Origin of the sequence: Rubrivirga halophila (assembly GCF_046845755.1) — a bacterium.
GTDB lineage: Bacteria > Bacteroidota > Rhodothermia > Rhodothermales > Rubricoccaceae > Rubrivirga.
On the sequence record NZ_CP177357.1, the window covers coordinates 685646 to 710793 of the forward strand.

At 74.2% G+C, this 25148-nt stretch carries 16 protein-coding genes; 13 read left to right on the forward strand and 3 right to left on the reverse strand.

Annotated features, from left to right (window positions below):
• The first annotated feature begins 45 nt into the window (after positions 1 to 45).
• From ACLIRP_RS02850 to ACLIRP_RS02870, 5 genes are all read left to right on the forward strand, one after another.
• Positions 46 to 1014, forward strand: coding sequence for a Gfo/Idh/MocA family oxidoreductase (locus tag ACLIRP_RS02850; RefSeq protein WP_412062447.1), 969 nt, complete (start codon positions 46 to 48; stop codon positions 1012 to 1014).
• Positions 1011 to 1679, forward strand: a complete 669-nt coding sequence (locus ACLIRP_RS02855) for an acyltransferase (protein ID WP_412062448.1) — start codon at positions 1011 to 1013, stop codon at positions 1677 to 1679. Before ACLIRP_RS02850 ends, ACLIRP_RS02855 begins: the two co-directional genes overlap by 4 nt.
• Entirely contained in the window at positions 1676 to 2845 is a 1170-nt protein-coding gene (locus ACLIRP_RS02860) for a DegT/DnrJ/EryC1/StrS family aminotransferase (protein ID WP_412062449.1), read from the forward strand. The genes ACLIRP_RS02855 and ACLIRP_RS02860 overlap by 4 nt, the downstream gene beginning before the upstream one ends.
• 102 nt (positions 2846 to 2947) lie before the next feature.
• The gene (locus ACLIRP_RS02865; protein WP_412062450.1) at positions 2948 to 4102 is read left to right on the forward strand and encodes a DegT/DnrJ/EryC1/StrS family aminotransferase; all 1155 of its coding nucleotides are present in this window, start codon (positions 2948 to 2950) and stop codon (positions 4100 to 4102) included.
• Positions 4095 to 4526 carry a hypothetical protein gene (locus tag ACLIRP_RS02870; RefSeq protein ID WP_412062451.1) on the forward strand — a complete coding sequence of 144 codons (432 nt, stop codon included), beginning with the start codon at positions 4095 to 4097 and terminating at the stop codon, positions 4524 to 4526. Before ACLIRP_RS02865 ends, ACLIRP_RS02870 begins: the two co-directional genes overlap by 8 nt.
• Before the next feature lie 941 nt (positions 4527 to 5467).
• On the opposite strand, the gene ACLIRP_RS02875 is transcribed toward ACLIRP_RS02870, so the two are convergent.
• On the reverse strand, positions 5468 to 7135 hold the full coding sequence (locus ACLIRP_RS02875) for a hypothetical protein (protein WP_412062452.1): 1668 nt from the start codon (positions 7133 to 7135) through the stop codon (positions 5468 to 5470).
• 868 nt (positions 7136 to 8003) lie between these two features.
• Here ACLIRP_RS02875 and ACLIRP_RS02880 point away from each other — a divergent pair.
• The 7 genes from ACLIRP_RS02880 (at position 8004) to ACLIRP_RS02910 (ending at position 21223) form a co-directional block, all read left to right on the forward strand.
• A complete protein-coding gene (locus ACLIRP_RS02880) occupies positions 8004 to 9917 on the forward strand; it encodes a polysaccharide biosynthesis protein (RefSeq protein WP_412062453.1) in 1914 nt (637 codons plus the stop codon).
• A 292-nt stretch (positions 9918 to 10209) separates the two neighbouring features.
• Positions 10210 to 14040 carry a PQQ-dependent sugar dehydrogenase gene (locus ACLIRP_RS02885; RefSeq protein WP_412062454.1) on the forward strand — a complete coding sequence of 1277 codons (3831 nt, stop codon included), beginning with the start codon at positions 10210 to 10212 and terminating at the stop codon, positions 14038 to 14040.
• Positions 14041 to 14341: 301 nt separating this feature from the next.
• The gene (locus ACLIRP_RS02890; protein WP_412062455.1) at positions 14342 to 15463 is read left to right on the forward strand and encodes a DUF1080 domain-containing protein; all 1122 of its coding nucleotides are present in this window, start codon (positions 14342 to 14344) and stop codon (positions 15461 to 15463) included.
• A 170-nt stretch (positions 15464 to 15633) separates the two neighbouring features.
• Positions 15634 to 16998, forward strand: coding sequence for a metallophosphoesterase family protein (locus ACLIRP_RS02895; protein ID WP_412062456.1), 1365 nt, complete (start codon positions 15634 to 15636; stop codon positions 16996 to 16998).
• Positions 16995 to 17315, forward strand: coding sequence for a hypothetical protein (locus ACLIRP_RS02900; protein WP_412062457.1), 321 nt, complete (start codon positions 16995 to 16997; stop codon positions 17313 to 17315). The genes ACLIRP_RS02895 and ACLIRP_RS02900 overlap by 4 nt, the downstream gene beginning before the upstream one ends.
• 60 nt (positions 17316 to 17375) lie before the next feature.
• Entirely contained in the window at positions 17376 to 20816 is a 3441-nt protein-coding gene (locus ACLIRP_RS02905) for a hypothetical protein (RefSeq protein WP_412062458.1), read from the forward strand.
• A gap of 62 nt (positions 20817 to 20878) precedes the next feature.
• Positions 20879 to 21223, forward strand: a complete 345-nt coding sequence (locus ACLIRP_RS02910) for a hypothetical protein (RefSeq protein WP_412062459.1) — start codon at positions 20879 to 20881, stop codon at positions 21221 to 21223.
• Positions 21224 to 21233: 10 nt separating this feature from the next.
• Here the strand turns inward: ACLIRP_RS02910 and ACLIRP_RS02915 are convergent, their stop codons facing one another.
• Positions 21234 to 23762 carry a M14 family zinc carboxypeptidase gene (locus ACLIRP_RS02915; RefSeq protein ID WP_412062460.1) on the reverse strand — a complete coding sequence of 843 codons (2529 nt, stop codon included), beginning with the start codon at positions 23760 to 23762 and terminating at the stop codon, positions 21234 to 21236.
• A gap of 55 nt (positions 23763 to 23817) precedes the next feature.
• Positions 23818 to 24315: a DinB family protein gene (locus ACLIRP_RS02920; RefSeq protein ID WP_412062461.1), complete on the reverse strand. Its 498-nt coding sequence runs from the start codon at positions 24313 to 24315 to the stop codon at positions 23818 to 23820.
• A gap of 148 nt (positions 24316 to 24463) precedes the next feature.
• On the opposite strand from ACLIRP_RS02920, the gene ACLIRP_RS02925 reads away from it, so the two are divergent.
• Positions 24464 to 25132, forward strand: coding sequence for a carbonic anhydrase family protein (locus ACLIRP_RS02925; protein WP_412062462.1), 669 nt, complete (start codon positions 24464 to 24466; stop codon positions 25130 to 25132).
• The last annotated feature ends 16 nt before the right edge of the window (positions 25133 to 25148 follow it).

The window sequence follows — 25148 nt, forward strand, 5'->3', positions numbered from 1 at the left end:
GGCCGGGCTCGCTGCAGGCCCCCGGGCCTGGCCGATCTTGCTCCGATGAAGAACTTCGCCCTCACCGGCCTGGCCGGGTACATCGCGCCGCGCCACCTCCAGGCCATCCGGGACACGGGCCACCGGCTCGTGGCGGCGATGGACGTCCACGACTCGGTCGGCATCGTGGACGCGTACTTCCCGGAGGCCGCCTTTTTTACCGAGTACGAGCGGTTCGACCGCCACCTCGAGATGCTCCGCCGGGGCCCGGCGAGCGAGCGCGTGGACATCGTCTCGGTGTGCTCGCCAAACCACCTCCACGACGCGCACGTCCGCCTCGCCCTCCGCGTCGGGGCCGACGCCCTCTGTGAGAAACCGCTCGTGCTGAACCCCTGGAATCTCGACCAGCTCGCAGAGCTGGAAACCGAGCACGGGCGGCGCGTCTGGACGATTCTCCAGCTCCGCGTGCACCCGGCGCTCGTGGCCCTCAAGGCCCGGATCGACGCGGAGCCCGAGCGGCGGCACCAGGTCCGGCTCACGTACGTGACCCGCCGGGGCACGTGGTATCGCTACTCGTGGAAGGGCGACCCCCACAAGTCCGGCGGGGTGCCGACGAACATCGGTGTCCACTTTTTCGACCTGCTGCAGTGGCTGTTCGGCTCGGTCGACGAGCACGAGGTGCACGTCCACGAGCCCGAGCGGGGGGCGGGCCGCCTGACGTTGCCCAAGGCGGACGTCGAGTGGTTCCTCTCGCTCGACGGCGCCGACCTTCCCGACGGGGTCCGCGGCGAGCAGCCCACATACCGATCCATCACCGTCGACGGCGAGGAGATCGAGTTCTCAGGTGGCTTCCGCGACCTCCACACCCGGGTCTACGAGCGGACGCTGGACGGCGACGGCTTCGGTATCTCGGACGCCCGGCCCGCCATCGAGCTCGTCCACTCGATCCGCCACGCGACGCCGCGCATCCCGTCGGGCGGCGCGCACCCGTTCGTACAGGGCGCGTCGCGCACGGTCGAGGCCCTGGCCCAGTGAGCGAGCGCGTCACCAGCCTCCCGGGCGTGCGCATCCACGAGAGCGCCTACGTCGACGCCCCGGCCGAGATCGGGGAGGGCACGGCGATCTGGCATTTTAGCCACGTCCAGCCCGGCGCTCGGATCGGGCGCGGCTGCTCGTTGGGCCAGAACGTCTACGTGGGGACCGACGTCGTGGTTGGCGACAACGTCAAGATCCAGAACAACGTCTCGATCTACACCGGGGCCGTGATCGAGGACGACGTGTTTCTGGGGCCGAGCTGCGTGCTCACGAACGTGACCAACCCGCGCAGCCAGGTGGTCCGGAAGGGGCTCTACGAGACCACGCGGTTCCGTCGGGGCGCGACGGTCGGCGCGAACGCGACCATCGTGTGCGGCGTCACGCTCGGCCGGTACTGCTTCGTGGCGGCGGGCAGCGTGGTGACCCGGGACGTGCCCGACTACGCCCTCGTCGTCGGCAACCCGGCCCGCGAGCAGGGTTGGATGAGCCGCCACGGCCACCGCCTGCGCCTCGACGCGAGCGGGGAGGGGACCTGCCCGGAGTCCGGCTTCCGCTACCGGCAGGACGGCGACACGCTCCGCTGCCTCGACCTCGACGAGGACGCGCCGCTCCCCGACGCGCACCGCGTGGGGGCCCGTTCCTACGACAGCCTCAAGCGCCGGTGACGGAGACGACCCTCCCCATCCTCGACCTGCAGCCCGAGATCGAGCAGCACTGGGACGCCCTCAACGAGGCGTTCCAGCGCGTCCTGCGCTCGGGCCGCTTTATCGGCGGGCCGGAGGTGCAGGCCTTCGAGGCCGAGGCGGCCGCCTACCTGGGCGCCACGCACGCCATCGGCCTCAACTCGGGCACGGACGCGCTCGTGGTCGCCCTGCGCGCGCTCGGGATCGGGCCGGGCGACGAGGTGATCACGACGCCGTTCACGTTTTTCGCGACGGCCGAGGCGATCTCGCTCATCGGCGCCACGCCCGTGTTCGTCGACGTCGACGAGCGGACGTTCAACCTCGACCCGGCGTTCCTCGAGGCCGCGATCACAGAGCGAACGCGGGCGATCCTGCCGGTCCACCTCTACGGCCAGCCCGCGGCGATGGCGCAGATCCTGGCGATCGCCGAGCGCCACGGGCTCCGGGTGATCGAGGACTGCGCCCAGTCGTTCGGCGCCCGGTACCAGGGCGACTGCCCCGACTGCCGGGGCGCCCACTGCGACGAGGCCTACCGTCGGCGACTCTATGGCCGGATGACCGGGACGATGGGGGACGTTGGGACGTACTCGTTCTTCCCCTCCAAGAACCTCGGGGCCTTCGGCGACGCGGGCCTGCTGGCGACCGACGACGACGCGCTCGCGGAGACCGCCCGCAAGCTCCGCGCGCACGGCGGCGCGCGCAAGTACCACAACGAAATGCTGGGCTACAACTCCCGGCTCGACGCGCTCCAGGCGGCGCTCCTCCGGGTCAAGCTCCCGCACGTCGACGCGGCCAACGCGGCGCGCCGCGCGGCCGCCGTCCGCTACACCGAGGCGCTGGCGGACGTGCCCGGGATCGTGGCGCCGGAGGTGACCGACGGGCACGTGATCCACCAGTACACGGTCCGCGTGCTCGACGGGCGCCGGGACGCCCTCGCGGATGCGCTCGCCGAGGCCGGCATCCAGACGATGGTGTACTACCCGGTGCCGGTCCACCGCCTGCCGGTCTACGCCGAGGCGGGCTTCCCCGCGATGCCGGTCGCGGAGCGGCTGGCGGGCGAGGTGCTCAGCCTGCCGATCGGGCCGGGGCTCACCGTCGAGGATCAGCGGCGAATCCTCACGGCGCTCCTACGCGCGGCTCGAGCTTGACGGGTCCACAGCGCTCGCGGGCGTGGTCCGAGACCTTTCGGCCGGTCAGGCGTTCCTCCGTCCGTCTCTCGCTCCCAGACGGCCCCTCCTTTTCCGTCGTTCATGGCTCGCCTCTTTCTTTCGCCCCCCCACATCGGCCCTGACGAACTGGCGCTCGTCACCGAGGCGTTCGCGACCAACTGGGTGGCCCCAGTCGGCCCCCACGTCGACGCCTTTGAGGCCGAGTTCGCTGCCTACGTCGGGGCCGGGCACGCCGTGGCCCTGTCGTCCGGAACGGCCGCGCTCCACCTTGCCTTGCGCGACCTCGGCATCGGGCCCGGCGACGAGGTCGCCGTCTCCGACCTGACGTTCTGCGCCAGCGTCAACCCGATCCTCTACGAGGGCGCCACGCCGGTCTTCGTGGACAGCGAGCGGCGCTCGTGGAATCTGGACCCGTCGCTCGTCGAGGACCTTTTTCGGGATCGCGCCGCGAGCGGGCGACAGATCAAGGCGCTCGTTGCCGTCCACCTCTACGGCCAGACCGCCGACCTCGACGCGCTCACCGCGCTGTGCGAGCAGTACGGCGTGACGCTCATCGAGGACGCGGCCGAAGCGCTCGGCGCCAGCTACCGTGGGCGCTCGCCGGGCGTCGACGGCCGCGCGGGCATCTTCTCGTTCAACGGCAACAAGATCATCACGACGTCGGGCGGGGGGATGCTGGTGACCGACCGGGCCGAGACGGCGGCGCACGTCAAGAAGATGGCGACGCAGGCGCGCGAGAACGCCCCGCACTACGAGCACGCCGAGATCGGGTTTAACTATCGGATGAGCAACCTGCTGGCGGGCGTCGGCCGGGGCCAGCTCCGCGTGCTCGACGACCGGGTGGCCGCGCGCCGCGCCGTGTTCGCCGCCTATCAGACCGCGCTGGGCGGCCTCCCCGGCATCGCGTTCATGCCAGAGGCGGAGTGGGGCCGCGCCTCGCGGTGGCTGACGTGCCTCACCATCGACCCCCGTGCGTTTGGTGCGACGCGCGAGGACGTCCGGCTGGCGATGGAGGCGGCCGATATCGAGGCCCGGCCGGTCTGGAAGCCTATGCACCTCCAGCCGGTCTACGCCGGGGTTGAGGTGGTCGGCGGGGCCGTCGGGGCCGACCTGTTCGAGCACGGGCTGTGCCTGCCGTCAGGCTCAGCGATGACCGAGGCGGACATCGCCCGCGTGTGCGCCGTCGTGGCCGCCTGTGCGGACGAGGGCCACGTCCCGGCCGCTCGCCATGCCTAAGACAACCGGTGGCACCCTGCCGCTGGGCGCGCGGCTCGACTGGCGCGTGGGGGTAGCGGCCGTCATCACCGGCCTCGGGCTCGCGACGCTGCTGGTGCCCCTCGCGAGCCTGCCGCCCCTCGACACGCAGGCGTGGATCGGGCTGGAGGTCGAGGTGGTGGCGCACCTCGCGCTGAGCGCGGGGGCCGTGGTACTGTGGGCGTGGGCGCGGCCCCGCCTGCCGCTGGCCATGCTCACGGCGCTGGCGCTGGGCGTCGCCGTGGGGACGGAGGTGGTTCAGATGCTGCCGTCGGTCGTGCGGACGCCCGAGGTCGCCGACGCCGGGTACAACGTGGTCGGCATCGCAATTGGGCTCGTTGTGATCGCGCTCGCGCGGGGCGTCCGCAGCGGTCGGCGCGGGGGGCTCGCGCGCCAGCCGGGCTGACAGCGACCGATTTTCGACGAGGCTAGGCCTCCCGTCGGGCGCGGGGCTGGGTAGAGGGCGCTCCACCCTTGCAAGCGCCGAGGGGCACTCCCTGGCCGCTTCGTGGTCCTCGCCCTGAAGGACGACGGTATGTACACACCGTGCTCCTGGAGCGAGACCGGGCGTTGAGATCGGAGGGGCTGTTTTAAGCCTCCCCTCCCGGACGGGAGGGGGCGGGGGAGGGCGATCGGCAGAGCGTCTCGCCCGAACGCCGCCCTCACCTTGGCTTCGCCGACGCTGCGCGTTGGCTGGCGCCGGCCTTCGGCTGTCCCACTCTCGGCCGGGAGTGGGGCCCTCCTAGGAGGGCCGAGCCTCCTCGCCGACCCGCCCCGGCCTGGGAGTACACCGTATCCCGGCCGGGAGGCACCGGGAAAAAAGTCTGGCGGGCGCCAGCCAGACCCGCTGGCGCGAGCAGGCGAACTGGCGCCTGCCATTCGACCACCCCCCATCACCCTCCCCGAAAGTGGGATCCGAGACCCCAGCCAGGGAGGCGACTCCGCGAGCGAATCCGGGGCTGATGACGAACAAGGCGCCATACACGAAAGAGCCCCCCTTGCTCTGTTGAGAGGCTCCCCACGCAGTCATCCTGAGCGAAGCGAACGCGAAGCGTCGGCGTAGCCAAGGATCTCGGCGCCATCGCCCGAGCCTGCGACAGGCGGTTCCGCAGGCATCGAGCCTCGCGTTGAGATCCCTCGCACGCTCGGGATGACGTTGACCGAGAGCTTCTCAACAGAGCAAGCCCCCTCTGATGAGGGGGGCGGCCGGCAGGCGGGGGGGCTGGATCGCGGCGGCGGACGGCTCGCGCCAGCGATGTGACCACCCCCTGGCTTCGCCGACCTGCCGGTTGTCCCCCTCCTCATCCGAGGAGGGGGGACTCCGCGAGCGACGCCGAGCCAGAGTCGCTAGCGCACACCAAGAGGCGTGAGCGCCCACCGTAGGTAGACCTGGGGCGCGACGACGCCGGAGCGCCCCTCCAGCTCGTCCTCCACGACGTGAAACTGGAGCGCGAGGCCGGCGGTGGCGTCGGGCAGGAGGCGGACGGCGGCCCCGAGGCTCCCCGCGAAGACGCGCTGGCGGACGCCCTGCAGCGTCGGGTTGGGCTCGGGCACGCGGTCGACGTTGGGGCGCGCCGGGTCGGACCCGTAGTTCAGGGTGTCGGTGTTGCGGCCGCGGACCGTGCGCACGAGGTCGGCCGAGAGCTCGACGTCGCGGCCGGGCCGGTGGACGACGCGGAGCGAGAGGTCGGACGCGTTTGGGCCGGCCGGGTGGCCGATCGTGTCGCCGTAGTGGACGGCCGAGGTCAGCGAGTCGCGGTGGGAGTAGGTGTAGGGCCGGATCCGGGCGTACTCGACCCGGAGGTCCGTATTCGCGATCCGGCCGAGCCCGGGCACGACGGGGTCCGCGAGCTGGGCGCCGAGCACGAGCCCCCACTTGTTGGTCCAGGCGTCCTCGAAAAAATTCGCGGCCACCAGCTCGTCGATGATGCCTTGCCCGTAGACGCGGTACCCGCCGCCGAGCGTCCACGCGGCGCCCATGCCCAGGAGCACGTTGTCGGGGCTCCCGAGGTCGCGCTCGACGGCGCGGTACAGGGCAAAGGGGACGAGATACGCCGGCTCGAACCCGTTCCGGTTGTCGTCATCGCGGTCGCCGAACAGGACGGACTCGAACACCTCGACCTCGAGCCCGAGGCCCGCCCGGATGGCCAGGCGGTGGAACACGCCGTAGCGCAGCTCGACGACGCCGGCGGCGTCGGACACCCCGCGCTCGCGCGGGTCGAGAAACCGCGCGTAGACCGCCTGCGCCGAGACCGGGCCGACGTCGAGCCGGACCTGGGCGTGGTCGTACTCGGCGGCGTAGTCGCTCAGGAGCAGGCTCCCCCGCGCGAACCCCAGGCGGTTCCGGTCGCGCCCGGCGCGGAGCTCGACGAACCGGTCGCGGTACCCCACCAGGCCCGTCGAGCGGACGTAGTCGTAGGTCGGGTCGTCGGTGCCCGTCGTGACGACGTTCGCGAGCCGGGGGGCGGTGGCGAAGGTGCGGGTGCCGAGCGGGACGAGCGCCTGGTTCTCGGTCAGGCGCGTCTCGGCGAAAAAGTGGCCGGCGTGCCCGGCGGCCCGGACGCCGCGGGAGAACGTCCAGGCGGTCCCGCGCTCGGTCCCCGTGGCCGGCCGGTTGATCAGCGCCGGGCCCCCGGTGAGGTCGATGAGGGGGGACAGTTCGAGGCCGTACCCGTCGCCCAACGCGCTGAGGAACGATCGCTCGTTCGCGTACAGCGGCGTCGATGCGGCGGCGCGGTTGCCGAGCACGCCGGCGGTCGACCGGCCGAGGTAAGCATCGATCAGGTCCCGGTCGACGGCCGACAGGTCGGGCGCGAGCGCAGCGGAGTCGAGGAGCGCCAGCGCGTGGCGCGTGTTGAGGGGCCGGGCGCCGGCGTCGAAGTCGGGGAGGCGGCCCAGCGCGTGCTGGCGGAGCACGAACCGCTCGAGCGCGCTCTCGGTCTGGAGGACGCCTTCGGTCTGGGCGCTGGCCACCGACGCGAGGACGAGCGCCAGCAGGGGGAAGAGTCGAAGCACAGGCTGGAGTAGGGGAGGAGCGTGCAACCTACCGTCGCGACGGCGCGGTGTCGGTGCCCCCGCGGTGCGGCGCTCCTCGTTCGGAGCCGGGGCGATCGACGGAATCAGAGGGGAAACTTCGAAAGGCGTGGACTGACTTTGTATGCCGTGGATAGGAAGCGATGCATATGTGTCACGTCTCGGTTGGGCCGTGATGGACTCGGCCGCCCGCCGGTTCAAACCCCCACTCTTCTGAAGTGGTAATCCGCGTGGGTCATGGCGTTGAAGTTGAAGTTGTCGGGTGGCGAAGAGGGCACCCGCGTCGACAGGGGACGCGCGATGCGGCGAGGTGAGGGCGTGTCCGTGTCTGCCGTCGCGGCGCGACCATGGGCCGGCGGCGTGACGCGGTGCAATCCTGCCCAGGACGAGGTCTTCTCCCATCGGCGGACAGATCCTGTCGATTGGGACGGGGCCTCTTGCGGCAAAGGGCGAGTCCAGAGCCATGGGGCTCGCGACCCGGAACAGACGGTCCTTCCCACGGCGGCGGTTGCCTGAAGAGGACGGTGAGTGGGGCCGGGTCCCCGCTCGGATCCGCTTGCGGCCGGCGTCCCGGAAGGCGCGCCCGACCCGTCGGCTGGAGGCACTCGTGCGCGGTGGACATTCTCAGAAGATTCCGTATGTGTACCGCCCGGCGGTCTCTGGGGCGTGGCACGACGCGACATCCGCTCGCCCCGTCCTCCGGATCCAGAGGCTTGCGGCGAAATTCGGTGGCGCCTGTGTAGGGATTCAAATATCTTTGAGGCCAACCTCCCCAGGCTCCGGCCTGCGGCAGCTCCGCGCGCCACCGCGAGCGGCCATCTGGATGGTCTCCCCACGTGACGCACCGACGATGACGAATAAGAACACCCAGCGATCGAAGTACGCGATCGACCTTGGCGCCTGGGTGGCCGCGGCGCCGCTCGCATTTTTGCTCCGCCTCGAGGGGAACGTGGGCGCCTTTGCCCAGGGGTTGGTGGTGTACGCCCTGGTCGGGGCGGTCCTGAAGGGCGCCGCCATCCGCTACTTCGGGCTGCACCGCCGGCCCTGGCGCTGGGTCGGCGTGAGCGACCTCTACGTCCTCATCGTCGCCACGGGGGTGGTGGGAACGCTGCTGTTTGGGGGTGTCCTCCTGCTCGACGGGGTCGGGGTGCCCCGGAGCGTGCCCATTATCGAGGCCGGTCTGGCGGTCCTGATGCTGAGCGCGGCGCGACTCTCGCGGCGGCGCAAACACGAGCGGACTCGGAGGCCCAAGGACGAGGACGTCCGCCGCGTGCTCGTGGTGGGCGCGGGCGACGCCGGCGTACTCCTCGTCCGTGAGCTGCTCCGCCAGCCCGACACGGGCCTCCTGCCGGTCGGCTTCCTGGACGACGACACCACGAAGGCCGGCCAGCTCCACCTCGGCCTGCCCGTGCTCGGCCCCCTCGCCGACCTCGGCCGCGTCGTGGCCGACCACGACATCGACGAGGTGCTGCTGGCGATGCCGACGGCGCCGGGTCATGTGATCCGCCAGATCGTCCAGGACGCCCGCCACGCCGATGTCCCGAGCCGCGCGGTGCCGCGCCTGGGCGACATCGCGGCCGGGACGGTCCGCATCAGCCAGGTGCGCGAGGTCGACCTCGAGGACCTCCTGGGTCGCAAGCCGGTCCGTCTCGACACCGACCCCATCCGCGACTACGTCACCGGGAAGTGCGTGCTCGTGACCGGGGCCGGCGGGTCGATCGGGTCCGAGATCGTGCGCCAGATCGCGCCGTTCCGCCCGTCGTCGGTGATCCTGCTGGGGCGCGGCGAGAACAGCGTCTACGAGATCGACCGCGAGCTCGCGCGCGAGTGGCCCGACCTGGCGCGCCACGCCGTCGTGTGCGACGTGCGCGACCGGGCCTCGCTGGCGGCCGTCTTCGAGCGGTTCGGGCCCGACGTCGTGTTCCACGCGGCGGCCCACAAGCACGTGCCATTGATGGAGGCGAACCCGGCGCAGGCCGTGCTCAACAACGTGCTCGGGACCCGGAACGTGGCCCAGCTCGCGGCGGCCTCCGGCGTCGACCGCTTGGTCAACGTCTCGACCGACAAGGCCGTCAACCCGACGAACGTGATGGGCGCCTCGAAGCGCGCCGCCGAGATGGTGGTCGCCGAGGCCGGCGCGTGTGTGGACTGCGCGATGGTGTCGGTCCGGTTCGGGAACGTGCTCGGCAGCCGGGGGAGCGTCGTGCCGCTGTTCCGCGAGCAGATCGCGCGCGGCGGGCCCCTGACGGTGACGCACCCCGAGATGGTCCGCTACTTCATGACGATCCCCGAGGCCGCCCAGCTCGTCCTCCAGGCCGGCGCCTCGGCCGAGAACGGCCGCGTCTACGTGCTCGACATGGGCGAGCCCGTCCGCATCGCCGACCTCGCGCGCGACCTCATCCTGCTCTCCGGCCTGGAGCCCGGCGTCGACGTCGAGATCCAGTTTTCGGGCACGCGGCCCGGCGAGAAGCTCTACGAGGAGCTCCTGATGGCCGAGGAGGGGACCGAGCCCGGCCCCCACGAGAAGATCCTGATGGCGCGCGGGCTCGTGGCCCCCGGCGACCTCGGCCCGCTGATCGACGACTTGGAGGCCCAGGCACTCGCGGGCGACGGCGAGGCGATCCGCGCGGCGTTCGCCCGGCTGGTCCCGACGTTCCGCCCTGAACAGGCGGCGGCGGTGGGCAGCGGCAAGGCGCAGGGCGACGGCGCGGCGTCGTCGGCGCCCGAGGTCCCCCAGGCGGACCAGGAGCGCGTCGCGGCCTAAGCGACGGTCTGAGGAAGCGGCCGGCGGGCTCACGGTTCAGTGCCGGCGCGCCCGAAGAGTCGGGGCTGGGTCTGGCGGCTCGTCTGCGCAGAGGGACGATAGGAAGCCGGCCGTCGCCAGGGCGTCGCCAACCGGCCGCACGATGGCCCCTGGCCCGGGACCAGGGCCACGTACAGCCCAGGCAGGCGGAACGAATCGGGGACGCCACAGGCGGGCGAAGCGGCGGCCACGCAGAGGGGACGGAGTATTGTATTGCGAGGGCTTACGTGCCCGCATCGCTCCCCCGACGCCCATGCTCTGCCGCCCGATCCTCGCCGTCCTCGCCACCATCCTGCTGGCGGGGGCGGCCGGGGCGCAGCCGGTCTCGCTCGCCGACAGCCGGACTGCGGCGGCGGCGCCGGACCTGGGGGCCTTCTACCTCGAGGATGCCGCCGACGCCACGTTCGACCTCCCCGTCGCCGTCGCGTTCGCGCCCGGCGGGCTGATGTTCGTGGTCGAAAAGCGCGGCGTGGTCTGGACCGTCCGCGACGGCGTGCTCGACCCCGTCCCGTTTATCGACCTCCAGGACGAGGTGCTCAACCACCACGACCGGGGCCTGCTGGGGATGGCCGTCGACCCGGCGTTCGCCGAGACCCGCCGGGTGTTCTTCGCCTACGTGGTCGACGTCGGGCCCGAGACGGACGGCTCGCGCCGCGACGCCTTCGCGCGCGTCACGCGCTACACCGCGCGGGCCGACGACCCCGGCCGCGCCGACCTCGGCAGCCGCCGGGTGATCCTGGGGCGCCGGTTCTCGGACGGCATCCCGGCCTGCCACAACAGCCACACCATCGGCACGCTCGCCTTCGGCCGGGACGGGATGCTGCTCGTCGGCACCGGCGACGGCGCCAGCTACAACGAGCCCGACGCGGGCGGGCTCTACGACGACTGCTTCGGGCCGGGCAAGCTCGACCCGTCCGAGGACATCGGCGCCTTCCGCTCGCAGCGGCTGGAGAGCCTGGCCGGCAAGATCCTGCGCGTCGACCCCCGCAACGGGCGGGGCCTGCCCTCGAACCCGTTCTGGACCGGCGACCCCGACGACGTGGCCTCGAAGGTGTGGGTGCTGGGCGTCCGCAACCCGTTCCGCTTCGCCGTCGACCTCCGGTCGGGGCGCAGGATCCACCACCGGGGCCGCCCGGGCACCCTCTACGTCGGCGACGTGGGGTGGAACGACTGGGAGGAGATCAACTCGGTGATGGGCGGCGAGAACCTGGGGTGGCCGTGCTTCGAGGGCCCGGCGCCCCAGCCCGACTACCAGCCGCTGACGCCCGCCACGAACGGCTGCGACGGGCCGCTCGAGGGGACGCTGGAGGCGCCCGCGGTGACGTGGCACCACTCGGACCCGGACCGCTCGGTCCCCCAGGGCCGGACGGGCGCCTCGGTCGTCGGCGGGGCCATCTACCCGGGCACGGCCTACCCCGCGTTCTACCAGAACGCCCTGTTCCACGGCGACTACGCGCGGGGCTGGGCCGCCGTCACACGCGTCACGAAGGGCGGGCAGATGCGCCGCGAGCGGACCCTGAGCGACGCGCTCGGCCCGGTCGTGGCCTACGCCTACGACCCCGAGTCGGACCTCATGCACCTCGTCGACATCGGCGCGGGGCGCGTGTGGCGGCTCCGCTACGGGACCGGGGGCGAGGTGCCCGTGGCCGCGGCCGCAGCGGCGCCGGCGTCGGGCGGGCTCGGCGCCGGCGGCTTGCGCGTGCAGTTCTCCCCGGACGGCTCGGCGGCGCTCGGGGGCGGGGCGCTGACCTACGCCTGGGCGTTCGGCGACGGCGCGACGTCGGCGGAGCGCGCCCCGGTCCACACCTACACCGCGGCCGGCGACTACACGGCGACGCTGACGGTCTCCGACGGGGCGCAGTCGGCCACGGCGACCGTGCCCGTCGTCGTCCGGCCCGGCGCCGCGCCGACGGTCCGGATCCTGTCGCCGACGCGGGCGGCGCGGGGCGAGACCGGCACGGCGATCGCGCTGGCGGCCGAGGTCGCCGACGCCGACCAGCCGGCGGATGAGTTGTTCACGCGGTGGACCGTCGTCCAGGTCCACGACGGCCACCTCCACCCGGACGTGTTCGTGTCGGACGACACCGAGGCCGCGTTCGTCGTGCCGGAGCACGGGGCGCCGGGCGACCGCGTCTCGTACCGCATCACGGCCGAGGTCCGCGACGCGACCGGCCTCACCACCTCCGCCGAGGCGGTGCTGACGCTGGGCGACTGGCGCGAGCTGGCGGTCGCCGGAGCGGCCTCCACCTCCCAAGGCGTCGGCCCGGACGAGCGCGGTGCTGAACTCGCGGGCGTCGTGGTGGACGGCGTCACGCCGGCGCCCGACGCTCCTCGCTGGCGCCACGTCTCGACCGACGGCGGGGACGCGAGCTGGGTCCAGATCGAGACCGACGGCGCGCGCGCGTTCTCGGGCGTCGCGTTTCAGGAAGGGGGGGCGTTCGCCGACGGCGGGTGGTTCGAGGCGAGCCCGCGCGTCGAGGTCCGCCAGGGCGGCACGTGGCGCGCCGTGACCGGCCTGACCACCTCGCCAGCGTACCGCGCCGACGACGGCGCCCCGTTCGACACGTACGCGCTGGCGTTCGCACCCATCGACGGCGACGCCATCCGCGTGGTCGGCCCGGCGGGCGGCGCGAGCCGGTTCGTGACGGCCGCCGAGGTCCAGCCGCTCGCGGTCGCCGACGGGCTCGGCCCGCTCCCCCCCGGCTGGTCGTCGGCCGACGTCGGCACGCCGGCCGGGGCCGGTTCGGCCGGAGCCGTCGACGGGGCGGTCGTGGTCGTCGGCGGCGGCGACCTCGCGGGCTCGACCGACGAGCTCCACGCCGCCACGCGCCCGCTCGCGGGCGACGGCTCGGTCGTGGCCCGCGTCGACGCGCTGTCGCCAGAGCCCGTGTGGGCGAAGGGGGGCGTCACGTTGCGCGCCTCGCTCGACGGGCAGGCCCAGCACGCCACGCTCGTGCTCTCCAACCTCGGCCTCCACCTCCAGGCGCGCACCGGCCCGGGCGGCGACAGCGACGACCACCGCGTCAACCAGTGGAATCGAACAGCCCCGATCTGGCTCCGCCTCGACCGTGTCAGCACGACGGTCACCGCCTACGCGTCGGACGACGGGGCGACCTGGGAGACCGTCTCCAGCGTCGAGGTCCCCGGGCTCAGCGGGACCGTCCGCGCCGGGCTGGCGGTCGCCTCGGCCGACTTCGGCGACGGCGACACCTCGGAGGCCCACTTTTCGCACGTCACCGTCTCGGACGCGCTTGCGGCCCCGTGGACCTCGACCGACGTCGGCACGCCGATCACGCCGGGCGCTGCCCGGATGATCGACGGCGACGTCGCGATTACGGCCGGCGGCGACCTGTGGAACCGCGCCGACGCCGGGCACCTGGTGAGCCAGCCGCTCGCGGGCGACGGCTCCGTCGTCGCGCGTGTCGGCGCGCCCGACGGGCCGTGGGGCTGGGGCAAGGCCGGTCTGACCGTCCGCGCCTCGACCGATGCCGACGCGGCGAACGCGTGGCTCGGGTTCGCGACGTGGGGCCTGTACTTCCAGCACCGCCCCACATCCGGGGCGCCGACGGCGTTCGCCGCCCAGGCGCTCGGCGACCCCGGGCCGAGGTGGCTCCGCCTCGACCGCGCCGGACCCACGATCTCCGCCTTCCACTCCGACGACGGCACCACGTGGACCCCGTTCGGCACCGCCGAGGTGCCCGGCCTGGGGACGGGCCCCGCGCTCGTCGGGCTCGCGGCCTCGTCGTCCGACGACGGCGACGGCACGACGGCCGAGGCCCGGTTCCAAGGTGTCGCGGTGACGACGGGGAGTTCGGCGACGGCGGGGCTGGCGGTCGGGTTCGGGCTCGGCGCCGTGTATCCGAACCCCGCGCGCGCCCGGGCGACCGTCCACGTCACGCTCGCGCCCGGCGCCGAGGCGACGCTCGAGGTGCTCGACGTGCTCGGCCGCCGGATCGCCACGGTTCACCCCAACGCGTCGGGCCCAGTCGCGCTCGACCTCGACGGCGTCCCGGCGGGGACGTACCTCGTGCGTCTGCGCGAGGGCGACCAGCGCGCGACCCAGCGGCTGACCGTCGTGCGGTAGGGGGCGGTCGCCGTTACCGCGGGGCCGAGGGTCGTGCTCGGCCGACATCCCCCGGCGTCGCTCCGCTCCGCGGCTCCCTTCAAAGGGGGACGTCTGAAAAATGGTCTCTGACGGAAAAAAGTCCCCCTTGGAAGGGGGGGTCCCGTAGGGGCGGGGGATGTCCGCACGGGGCACGGCGGTGGATCCGACCGTCGTCCTCGGCCCAGTCGTCCTGGAGCACACCGGCGGGGGCCCGAGTGACACGGGGCGTCCACCCAGGCCCTGTCCCCCGTATCCTCCGCGCGCACCCGCCGCTCGCGCCTTGACCGTCCGCTTCGCCGCCGCCGCCGTCCTCGCCGCCGCCTTGGGAGCGTGCGCCTCCGCGCCGCCCGCCGCTCCGTCGGCGCCCGCGGCTCCGCACGCCCCGGCGCCTCCCGGCTGGCGCCAGCACGACATCACGCGCCCCGCGCCGCCGCGCGTCGAGCCGGCCCCGCAAGCGCTCCCCGTCGCCCCGCCGTCCGACGCCGTCGTGCTCATCGGCCCGGACGGGACGGGGCTCGAGAACTGGACGAGCGGCGACGGCGAGCCGGCCCGCTGGCGGACGGAGAACGGAGCCCTCGTGGCCACGCCGGGCGCCGGGCCCATCCGCACGCGCGCCGCGTTCGGCGACGCCCAGATCCACATCGAGTGGCAGCCCGCCGACGAGCCCGAGAAGTCGAGCCAGAACCGGAGCAACTCGGGCCTCTTCCTGATTGACGGCCGCTACGAGGTCCAGATCTTGGACAACTGGGAGAACCCGACCTATTCCGACGGCCGCGCGGGGGCCATCTACGGTCAGTTCCCCCCGCTCGCGGACGCCACCCGCCCGCCGACCGAGTGGCAGAGCTACGACGTGGCGTTCCGGATGCCGCGCTTCGACGCCGCCGGAAACGTCCTCACGCCCGCCCGGCTGACCGTCTTCCACAACGGCGTGCTCGTCCAGAACAACGAGCTCCTGCCCGGCATGACGATCTGGCTGGAGTCGCTGCCGTACGCCGCGCACGGGCCGGGCCGGATCGAGCTCCAGGACCACGGGAGCCCGGTCCGCTTCCGGAACCTGTGGGTCCGGCCGACGCCGGAGCGCGAGCCGCCGCCCGCCGGGTACGCCGCGCTCGCCGCCGTGGCCCTCAGCGACGCCGAGCGCGACCGGCTCGTGGGCCGCTACGCCCGAGAGGGCGGCGGCACGTTCGTGATCGAGCGGCTCGGCGACGGGCTCGGCCTGTCGATGCCGTGGCGCGCGGGCGTGCTGCCCATCGTCCCGCTGTCGCCGACGCGCCTCCAGCTCCGCAACACCGACGGCGTCTTCGACGTGGCGCTCGGGGCCGACGGCGCGGTCTCCGGCCTGACGTTCACGATGGGCGGGGCGACGTACCGGGCATCAAGGGAACGGGGAGCGGGGGACTAGGGAACGGGCTTCGGCTCGCGGGGGCTCGTCGGTGCCGCGGGCGCGGGCGGTGCCCGCCGAACCCGCCGACCATGCGGGACGGGACGGTCAAATCTGCCCCGTTCCCCATTCCCATTTCCCCGTTCCCTAATCCCCCGCGCCCCGCTAGATTCCGACGTCCCCCCACCGCCATGTCTCGTCCGCGCGCCCGCCTCCTCGTCAGCGGCGACCTCCACCTCGGGCGGTACCCGTCGCGCGTGCCGCCGGGCGACCCCGCGCTCGGCGTCGAGGCCGTCGTCCGCGCGCTCGTCGACCAGGCCGTCGAGCGGCGCGTCGACGCGGTCGTGCTGACGGGCGACGTGGCGGACGAGAGCAACAAGTTTTTCGAGGCGTTCGGCGTGCTGGAGCGGACGCTGCACCGGCTGGCGGACGCCGGGGTCCCCGTCTTCGCCGTCGCCGGCAACCACGACCACGACGTGCTCGGCGCGGTCGCCGATGCGGTCGGGAAGGGCGTCCGCGTGCTCGGCCGGGGGCAGACGTGGGAGACGGCCGACCTCGAGGTCGACGGCCGCGTGGCGCTCCGGTTTTGCGGGTGGTCGTTTGCCGGGGCGCACGCCTCGGCGCTCCCGCTCGACGGATTCCCGCCCGCCGGCGACGTACCGCTCGTGGGCATCGCGCACACCCAGATCGACGACGCCGCGAGCCCCTACGCGCCCGTGGCGCTCGCGGACCTGTGGGCGACCGGCGCCTCGGCGTGGCTGCTCGGCCACGTCCACGGGCCCCGCGTCGAGACGCTTGGCGGGCGGCTCGTGCTGTACCCCGGCTCGCCCCAGCCGCTCGACCCCGGCGAGCCCGGCGCGCACGGCGCCTACCTCGTCGAGATCGCCGAGGACGGGACGGCGACGGCCGAGCTGCTCCCGCTCGCGACCGTCCGCTACGACGGGTTGACCGTTGACGTGGGGGGGGCGGAGCGCCCTGCGGACCTGCGCGAGCGCGTCGCGGCCGTGCTCCGCCACCACGCCGAGGCCGTGCGCGATGAGGCGCCCGAGGTCCGCCGCGCCGTCGTCCGGCTGACGCTGGCGGGCCGGACCGCCGCGTACCGCTCCGTCGAGGCCGTCGCCGCCGAGCTGCTCGACGCAGGCGAGACCGCCGCCTCCGGGTTGGTCGTCGCCGTCGACCGCGTGGTCGACCGCGCGCGCCCTGCGCTCGACTTGGTGCGGCTGGCGGCCGGGAGCGGGCCCGTCGCGACGCTCGCCGGTCTGGCGCGGCGGCTCGAGTCCGGCACGCCGTCGGAGAGCGACCTGGGGCTGATCCGCCAGTCCGTCGAGGCGCTGCAGCAGGCGCGGCGCGCGCGCGTGTTCGATCCGCTCGCGCGCGACGGCCGGCTCGACGGCCCGCTCGAAACGGAGGCCGTCGCCCGGCTCCAGCGGCAGACGTATCGCTTGCTCGACGAGGCCCTCGCCCAGCGGCCCCACGACGCCATCGATGTGCCCGCCGCCGACGCCAGCGGGGACGGCGTGGCGTCGGGCGCCCCCCCCGCCGCTCCGTCCTCATGATCGCCCGCGCGTTCCGGTCCGCCCGGCAGGCCCCGCTCCCCGCCCAGGCGTGCTACGCGCTCGCCGCGCTCGCGGCCGGTGGGCTCCTCGTGATGGGTGCGGTAGTCGCTGTGGCGGTGAGCCCGCTCGAAGGGCTCGGCGTCCTCATCGCGTCGCCTCCGGCCCTCGCCGCCGCCGCCGCGTTGTGGGCGCTGGGTCGGATCTGCCAGGACGTGGCGGCGCTCGTCGCACGGGGCTCGGCCGACGCCAGCGACGACCTCGATCCGCCCGAATCCCCTCACCCCATCCCTCTCCCGCGGGAAGAGGGGACGCCTTAGACAGGCACTGCCTCGCTGACTGACCCACTGACGGACCGACCCACCGACCGCCCGGCTCCCATGGACCGCTTCGACCTGACCGCCCTGTCCGTCCGGACGTTCTACGGCCACCCGCAGCCCGGGCTGGCGGCGCCCGCGCTGGGGCCCGGCGTCAACGTGGTCTACGGGCCGAACGGGCAGGGCAAGACGACGATGGCGCGGGCCATCCACGGCGTGCTGTGGCCCGAGACCGTCGCGGCCGCGCGTCCGACCTATACGGCCGCGTTCACCTTCGGCGGCGACCCCTGGAGCGTCGACGTCGAGGGCGGCGTGGCGCGGTACCTCCGCGACGGCCAGCCCGCCGACCGGATCCCGCTCCCCGACAGCTCGTTCCGCGACCGCTACGCGTTCTCGCTCGGCGACCTGCTGGCGGCCGACGGCGACGCCTTCGCGGATGTGATCCGCCGCGACGCCGCCGGGGGCGTCGACCTCGACGCGGCGCGCGAGGCGCTCGGCTTCCGCGCCGCGCCGATGCAGCGGCTCAAGCTGACCGGCGAGGCCGAGGAGGCCGCGCGCGCCGTCCAGCGCCGCCGCCAGGCGCTCGACGGCTTGCGTGCGCGTGAGGACCGCCTCGGCGAACTGGCCGACCGCGCGACTGACGCCGCGGACGCCGCCGAGCTCGCCGACCTCTACCGCCAGCTCGACGAGGCCGCCGCCCGGACCGAGGCCGCCCAGGCCGCCGACCGCGTCGTGGGCTCGTTCGACCCGGCGCTGGCGGCCGTCCAAGAGGACACACTCGATCGATACCACGCGCTCGGCGCGGCCGTCCGCAAGGCGGAGGCCCGGCGCCAGGAGGTCGAGGAGGACCGGGCCGAGGCGCGCGCGGCGCTCGCCGAGCACGGCTGGGACGCGGTCGAGGTGCCCGAGCCGGCCGAGCTGCGCGCCCGGGCCGCCGAGGCCGACGCCGCCGCGCGGGTGCTGGAGACGGCCGAGGGCGCCCGCGCGACGGCCGCCGAGCGCGAGCGCCGGGCGCGCGAGACGCTGGGCGGCCACATCGAGACGGCCCCAACTGTCGACGTGACGGCGCTGGGCGACATCGCGGCGTTCGCCCAGAAGGCGGGCAAGCTGCGGAGCCGGGTCGACGAGTACCAGGCCCGGAAGTCGGCCGCCAAGGCACGCCTCAACGCGGTCCGCTTCCACGACGCCGACGAGCTCCGCCGCGCGGCCGACCTCTTGCGCCGGTGGCTCGCGCACACCACCGAGGCCGAGGCGCGGCCGCCCGGCCTCGCGCCGACCCCGATCTGGATCGCCGCCGGCGTCGTGGCCGTCGCCGCTGTCGCGCTCGCCCTCCTGCTGACGCCGTCGGCGTGGTGGCTGCTGGGCGCCGCGCTCGCGCTCGCCGTCGTCGCCGTCGTGCTGGGCCGCGCCGTCGACCCGCCCGAGAGCCCGGCCGTCGCCGCGCGCGACGCGTTCGGCGCGCTGCCCGTCGCGGCCCCGGCCGAGTGGTCGATCCCGGTCGTCCAGAAGCTGCTGGACACGATCGAGCGCCAGGCCGTCGACCAGAAGGAGCGGGCGATGTGGCAGGACGCCGTCGACGAACTCGACCGGGCGCTCTTGCTGCTCGAGGACGAGAGCCGCCGCCTGGAGGCCGAGGCCGCCGCGATCGGGGCCGAGCTCGGCATCGGGACGCCCGACACGCCGGAGGCGCTCCACCTGTTGACGCGGTCCGTGCTCGCGTGGCAGGAGGCCGCCCGCGACCTCGGCGTCGCGGACGCCGCCCGCGACGCCGCGCGTGGCGCACTCGCGACGGCGCTCGACCTGTTCAACCACGCCCTCGACGGCGTCCCCGTCGAGCCCGCCGTCGACGCGGCTGGGGCGGCCGGCGCCGTCGCTCGGGTCGAGCGCGAGACGGCCGAGCGCGACCGCCTGCGCGCAAACGCGGCCCGCCTCGACGACGCGGCCGGCGCCGCCGACGCCGCCCTCGACGAGGCGACCGCCGAGCGCGACGCGTTCCTGTCCGGGCTCGGGCTGGCGGAGCCCGCCGCCGAGGGCGTCGCGTCGTTGTGCGCGGCCCGGCCCGCGTATCGCGCCGCGCTCGACGAGGCCGCGCGCGCGCACGCGCTCGCCGACGAGGCGGCGACGCGCGCCCACTCGCACGCCCGGTGCACGCCCGAGGCGGCGGCCCTCGGCCGTGCGGCGCTGGCGGAAATGCTGGCCTCGGCGCAAGCCCGCGCCGCCCGGCGCGACGAGTGGATCGAAGAGAAGACCCAAATCCAAACCCTCGTCGCCCAGGCCCGGACGGCCGACGAACTGGGCGCGGCCCACGCCGAGCACGCCCGCGCGCTCGACGCGCTCGAGCGGACGTATGAGGAGCAGGCCGACGCGCTCGTGGGCCACGCCCTCGCCGACCACGTCGCCGCCGAGACGCGCGACCAGCACCTGCCGCAGGTGTTCAAGCGCGCCCGCGAGGTCCTCGCCGACATCACCGACGACCGGTTCCGGCTCGACTTCGACGCCGCGTCGACGGCCTTCCGCGCCTTCGACGCCCGCAAGGGCCGCGCGTTCGGGCTCGACGAGCTGTCGTCGGGGACCCGCCTTCAGTTGCTCCTCGCGGTGCGCCTCGCGTTCGCCGAGCAGCAGGAGGTCGGCGTGCGGCTGCCGCTCCTGCTCGACGAGGCGCTCGCGAACTCCGACGACGACCGCGCCGGGGCGATCGTCGAGGCCGTGCTGCGGCTGTGCCGCCAGGGCCGGCAGGTCTTCTACTTCACGGCGCAAGCCGAAGAGGTCGCCAAGTGGCGCCGGCTGGCGGCCGACCATTCGGACGTCGAGTGCCGCTTTCTGGCGCTCCCCGACACGTCGGCGCTCGTCGCCGTCGACCTCGACGCGACGCCCGCCCCGGCGGCGTCGCGCCCCGTGCCCGACCCGGACGGCGCCACGCACGCCGACTACGCCGACGCCGTGGGCGTCCCACCGTGGACGGCCTGGGACGATCTCGACGCGCTCCACGTCTGGTACCTGCTGAGCGACCCGGCCGACGTGGCGGCCTGCCTGCGGCGCGGGTACGCGACGTGGGGCCAGCTCCGCGCCGCCGTCGAGCGCGGGAAGCCGTCGCCCGTCGCCGACGTCGACGCGCTCGCGCTGTGCGCGCGTGCCGTCGCCGCGTGGCGGGCGGCGTGGCGGCAGGGGAGGGGCCGGCCCGTCGACCGCGACGTGCTCGAGCGCTCCGGGGCCGTCACCGACGTGTTCATCGACGAGATCACCGCCCTGTGCGGCGACTGCGGCGGCGACGCCCAAGCGCTGCTGGCGTGCCTCGACCGGGGCGACGTCGGCCGGTTTCAGGAGCGCCAGACCGAGCGGCTGGCGTCGTTCCTGGGCGCCGAGGGCTACGTCTCGCCCGACGACCGGCTCGACGACGGGGAGGTGCGGCGGCGCGTCGCCGAGGCCGTCCCGCCCGACGTGCTCGACGCCGCGCTCGCCGCCCTAGAGCGGATCCGGGGCCGCGCCCACGCCGTCGCGGGGTAGCCCGGTTGCACCAGGCAGGAGGCCGGCCGAATAGCGACCTTTGAGCCCCATCCCTGGCTCCCATGCTCCGCAACACGTTTACGCCGCCCTGCGGGTTTGACCTCGCCACGACGACCGTGACCGGCGCGCCGCTCGGCGACATCGCGTACTGGGGCTACCGGCTCGTCGTCCACCCGGACGGGACGTGCTTCGTCCACGAGACCTACTACGACCGCCGCGAGGGCGTGCTCGGGATCGCTCGGGAGCCGGCCCGGCCGTGCGGGTCGGAGCCCGGCGACGTCCTCGACGAGCTCCACAGGATGGAAGAGGGCATCTCCGAGCCCGCCCTCCGCTTCCGCGACTACGCCGCCGAGCCGGCCTCGTCGGAGGGCGACGGCACCAGCGGCGAGGTCCCGGAGGTGGGGTAGGGGCCCAAGGTCAAAATGTCTTGCCGAAATAGACCGCGTTGAGCAGGAGCCCGTCGGTGCCGCGCCAGAAGGCGCGGAAGGCGGGGTCGAAGTCCATCAGCACCACGCGGCCGCCGCCGAGCCGGCCGGCCTTGAGCGCGGCCGCGCCGGGCAGCCGCGCGAGCATCTCGCGCGAGGCGTAGCCGCTCAGCAGCGGCGCGGCGCTGTAGACGCCGACGTTCGCGCCGGTCTGCGGGTCGGACGGCTCGAACAGGCCAGTGCCCCGCTTGAACACGGCGACGGCCTCCGGGTAGCCGTACCCGAGGGGGTGCGTCGGGTCGAGCGTCATCTCGACGATCGAGCCGCCGAGCGCTTGCGCGCCCCGCGCGGCGTCGAGCTCGGCGTACGGGCGGGCCGTCGAGTCCGTCGGCGTCTCGCGGAGCTCGGCGGTGAGGAAGCCCGCGCGCGCGGCCCACTGCGCGCCGCCCTGGATCCCGACGAGCACGCCGCCGTCGCGGACCCAGCCGCGGATCCGGGCGGTCGCCGTCGAGTCGAGCGTGCCGTAGCCGCCGTCGGCCAGGATCAGGACGGTGTAGCGGTCGAGGTCGGGGAGCGCGGCCGGGTCGACGAGCGAGACGGGCTGGCCGAACCGCTCGGACAGCAGGTGCCACACCTCGCCGACGCCGTACACCGACGCGCCCTCGCCCGCCAGCAGGGCCACGCGGGGCGCGTCGAGCACGGCCCACGCGCGGCTGCCGAGGTCGTTGCCGACCGGCGTCCGGCCCGAGTCGAGCGCGAACGCCTCGACGTGGTCGAGCCGCGCCGCCCGCGCCACAACCGCGTGGACCGAGTCGGCCGACGCGCCCGACTGGCGGACGGCCACGACGATCGTCCCGCGGTCGAAGCTGCGTCGGGCCCCGCCGGCCTGCGCCTCGAACGGCGACTGCGCGAGCCGGACGACCGCGCCGGCGTCGTGGAGCCGGCGGAGCGCGCGCGGCGCGAAGTAGCGGTCCCACGGGATCGCGTACGCCACGCGCGCCCGGCCGCCGACCACGCGGCCGCCGTCAAACGCGGGGTCAACCTGAGCTCCGATCGCGGGCGCCCGCGACGTTTCGGCCGTGACGGCGCCGTACGCGAGCGGGAAGGTCCACGCGGAGACGTCGTAGAACAAGCTGTCGCCGTACTCCAGCGTCCGCTCCATGGCTGCGCGGACGAGCCGGCCCTGGGCCTGGTCGAGCGGCACCACGAGCGTTTGCCCGGCCGCGAACCGGCGGCCCTCGACGGTCACGTCCGCGTCGAGCGCGTGGACGCGGACGCGGCTCCGGGCGAGGGCTTGCGCCAGCGCCTGCCCGCGCGTGCGCCGCTCGTCGAGCGCGATGAGGTAGGCGCCCGACGGGCGCTCGCCGTAGAACGCGCGGGCGTTCTGCAACAGCCGCTCGCGCAGGGCCACGGCCGCCTGGAGCGTCGAGACGGACGTGGCGACCTGGTTGCGGACCGTGAACGCGTAGCCCAGCTCGCCGTGCGCGTCGGTCTCGCGCAGGAGCGCCCGGCTCGACGCCTGCTCGAACAGGATGCCGACCGCACCATTGACATCGGGATATGTCGAGCCTTTGCCATAGTAAAAATCGTCGAAGCTCTCCTCGGAGTAGTACAGCGACCCGATGCGGTCGAGCTCGTCGGCGTGGTAGCCGGCGATCGCGCCGGTCAGATCAATCGTCGCGGCGGGCGTGTTGGGGTTGTCGCGCGAGGGGATGCCGGGCTGGAAAAAGAACGTGGCCTCCGGGCCCATCTCGTGGTGGTCGGTCGAGACCTGGGGGCGCCAGCTGTGCCACCACGCCATCCGGCCCCGGCTCTCCTTCAGCTCCGTCGGCAACCAGTCGCGGTTGAGGTCGAACAGGTAGTGGTTCGTGCGGCCGTACGGCCAGACCTCGCGGTGCTCGCGGTCCTGGGGGTCGGCGAGGTCGGCCGCGCCGCGCCAGCCGTTGACCCAGTCCGCGAAGCGGTCGCGGCCGTCGGGGTTGAGCATCGGGTCCAGCAAAATCACGGCGTTTGCCAGCTGGCGGTCGATCTCCGTCCCCTGGGCGGCGGCGAGGTGGTAGAGGTAGACGAGCGCGGCCTCGGTGCCCGACGCCTCGTTGCCGTGGACCGAGTAGCCCTGGTACACGACGACCGGCATCGCCGTCAGCGTCGCATCGTCGACGGCGTCGGGCGCGTCGCTGAGGCGCAGGTTCGCGGCCTGGATCGCGTCGAGGCGGGCGTGGTTTTCGGGCGCCGTCACGACGGCGTGGACCAGCCGCCGGCCCTCGTACGTCGTCCCGTGGAACCCGACGGCCACGCGCGGCGACGCGGCGGCGACGGCCTCAACGTACCGGACGACCTCCTCGGGCCGCGTGTGCCGCTCGCCGATCGTGTAGCCCAGGACCGCCTGGGGCGTCGGCACGGCCGGGTCGTACGAGGCGGTCCCCTCGACGGTGTACTCGATGGCGAGCGGTACGGCCGGCTGGGCGCTGGCGGAGAGCGCCAGCAGGGTGAGGACGACGAGGGCGGTGAGGCGGGGCATGGGCGCGGGGAGGGACGGCCCCGAACCTATCGCCAGCCGGGCCCCGCGTGCCGCGCTACCGGCCGGGCGGCGGCCACAGGCCCAGCCGCTGGCGGAGCGCCACGACCTGCCCGAGGTGGTACGCGTTGTGGTCGGCGGCGAGCATCAGCTGGCGCAGGAGCGTGTAGCCGGGCGCCCACGGCAACTCGTCGAACAGCTCGCCGGTCTCCGCCAGGTCGATCAGCTCGTCGAGGTCGGCGACGAAGCCCTCGCTGGCGCGCGTCCAGTCGGCCGGGGTGGCCGGCTTACGGGGCCAGTAGTCGGCGGGCCACGCCTTGGCGCGGTACCCGGGGTCGGTGGCGTACTCCAAGATGTCGGCCTGCGCGCGGGTCAGGTGCTCCACCAGGTCATAAAGCGAGTGCTGCGTGCCCTCGGGCCGCTCGTTGACGCGGTCGCCGGGGATGCCGTCGAGGGCGCGGTGGGCGTCGACGTGGGCCTGGCGGCCCTGGAGCAGGGCCGCGACCTCGTGGCGGAGCCGGTCGTCGGGGGAGAGGTCGCGGGGCGGGCGGTCCATGTCGGGGCGTCGAAGGAGAAGGTGGTGTACGCCCCTCGGCGCGGGCGGATCGGGAGGCTCCAAAACCGCCTCGGCGCGGGCCGCGTGGGGGTGGGCGCCTCCGTCGCGGTGGGCCTAGACTTCGGCTCCCCCCACTCTGCCCGATCCGATGTCCCGCGACCTGACCGCCCCGCTCACCGCCGAGACCCAGGCGGCGCTCACGCCCGCCGCCGTCCTCCAGCTGATGAAGGACGGCAACCGGCGCTTTCTCGCCGCCGAGCCCGTCGAGCGAGACTTTCTCGCCCAGGTCCGCGCGACGGCCGCCGGGCAGTACCCGATGGCCGCCATCCTGGGCTGCATCGACAGCCGCGTCCCCCACGAGATCGTCTTCGACAAAGGGGTCGGCGACGTGTTCTCGGCGCGTGTCGCCGGCAACTTCGTCAACACCGACATCCTGGGCTCGCTCGAGTTTGCGACGGCCGTCGCCGGCTCGAAGCTGATCGTCGTCCTCGGGCACACCGAGTGCGGGGCCGTCAAGGGCGCGTGCGACCACGTCGAGCTGGGCCACCTGACGAGCACGCTCGCGAACATCGCGCCGGCCGTCGACGCCGTCGAGGCCGACGGCGAGCGGTCGTCGACGAACCCCGACTTTGTGCAGGCCGTCGCCGAGGCGAACGTCCGGCGGACGGTGCAGGCGATGGTCGGCCGGAGCGTCGTGCTGCGCGGGCTCGTCGCCAGCGGGGCGCTTGCGATCGTCGGCGCGATGCACGACGTGGCCACGGGCGCGGTGACCTTCTACGAGGACGCGATGCTGACGGCAGAGACGCTGGTGGGCTGACCCGAGCGCGCGTGCG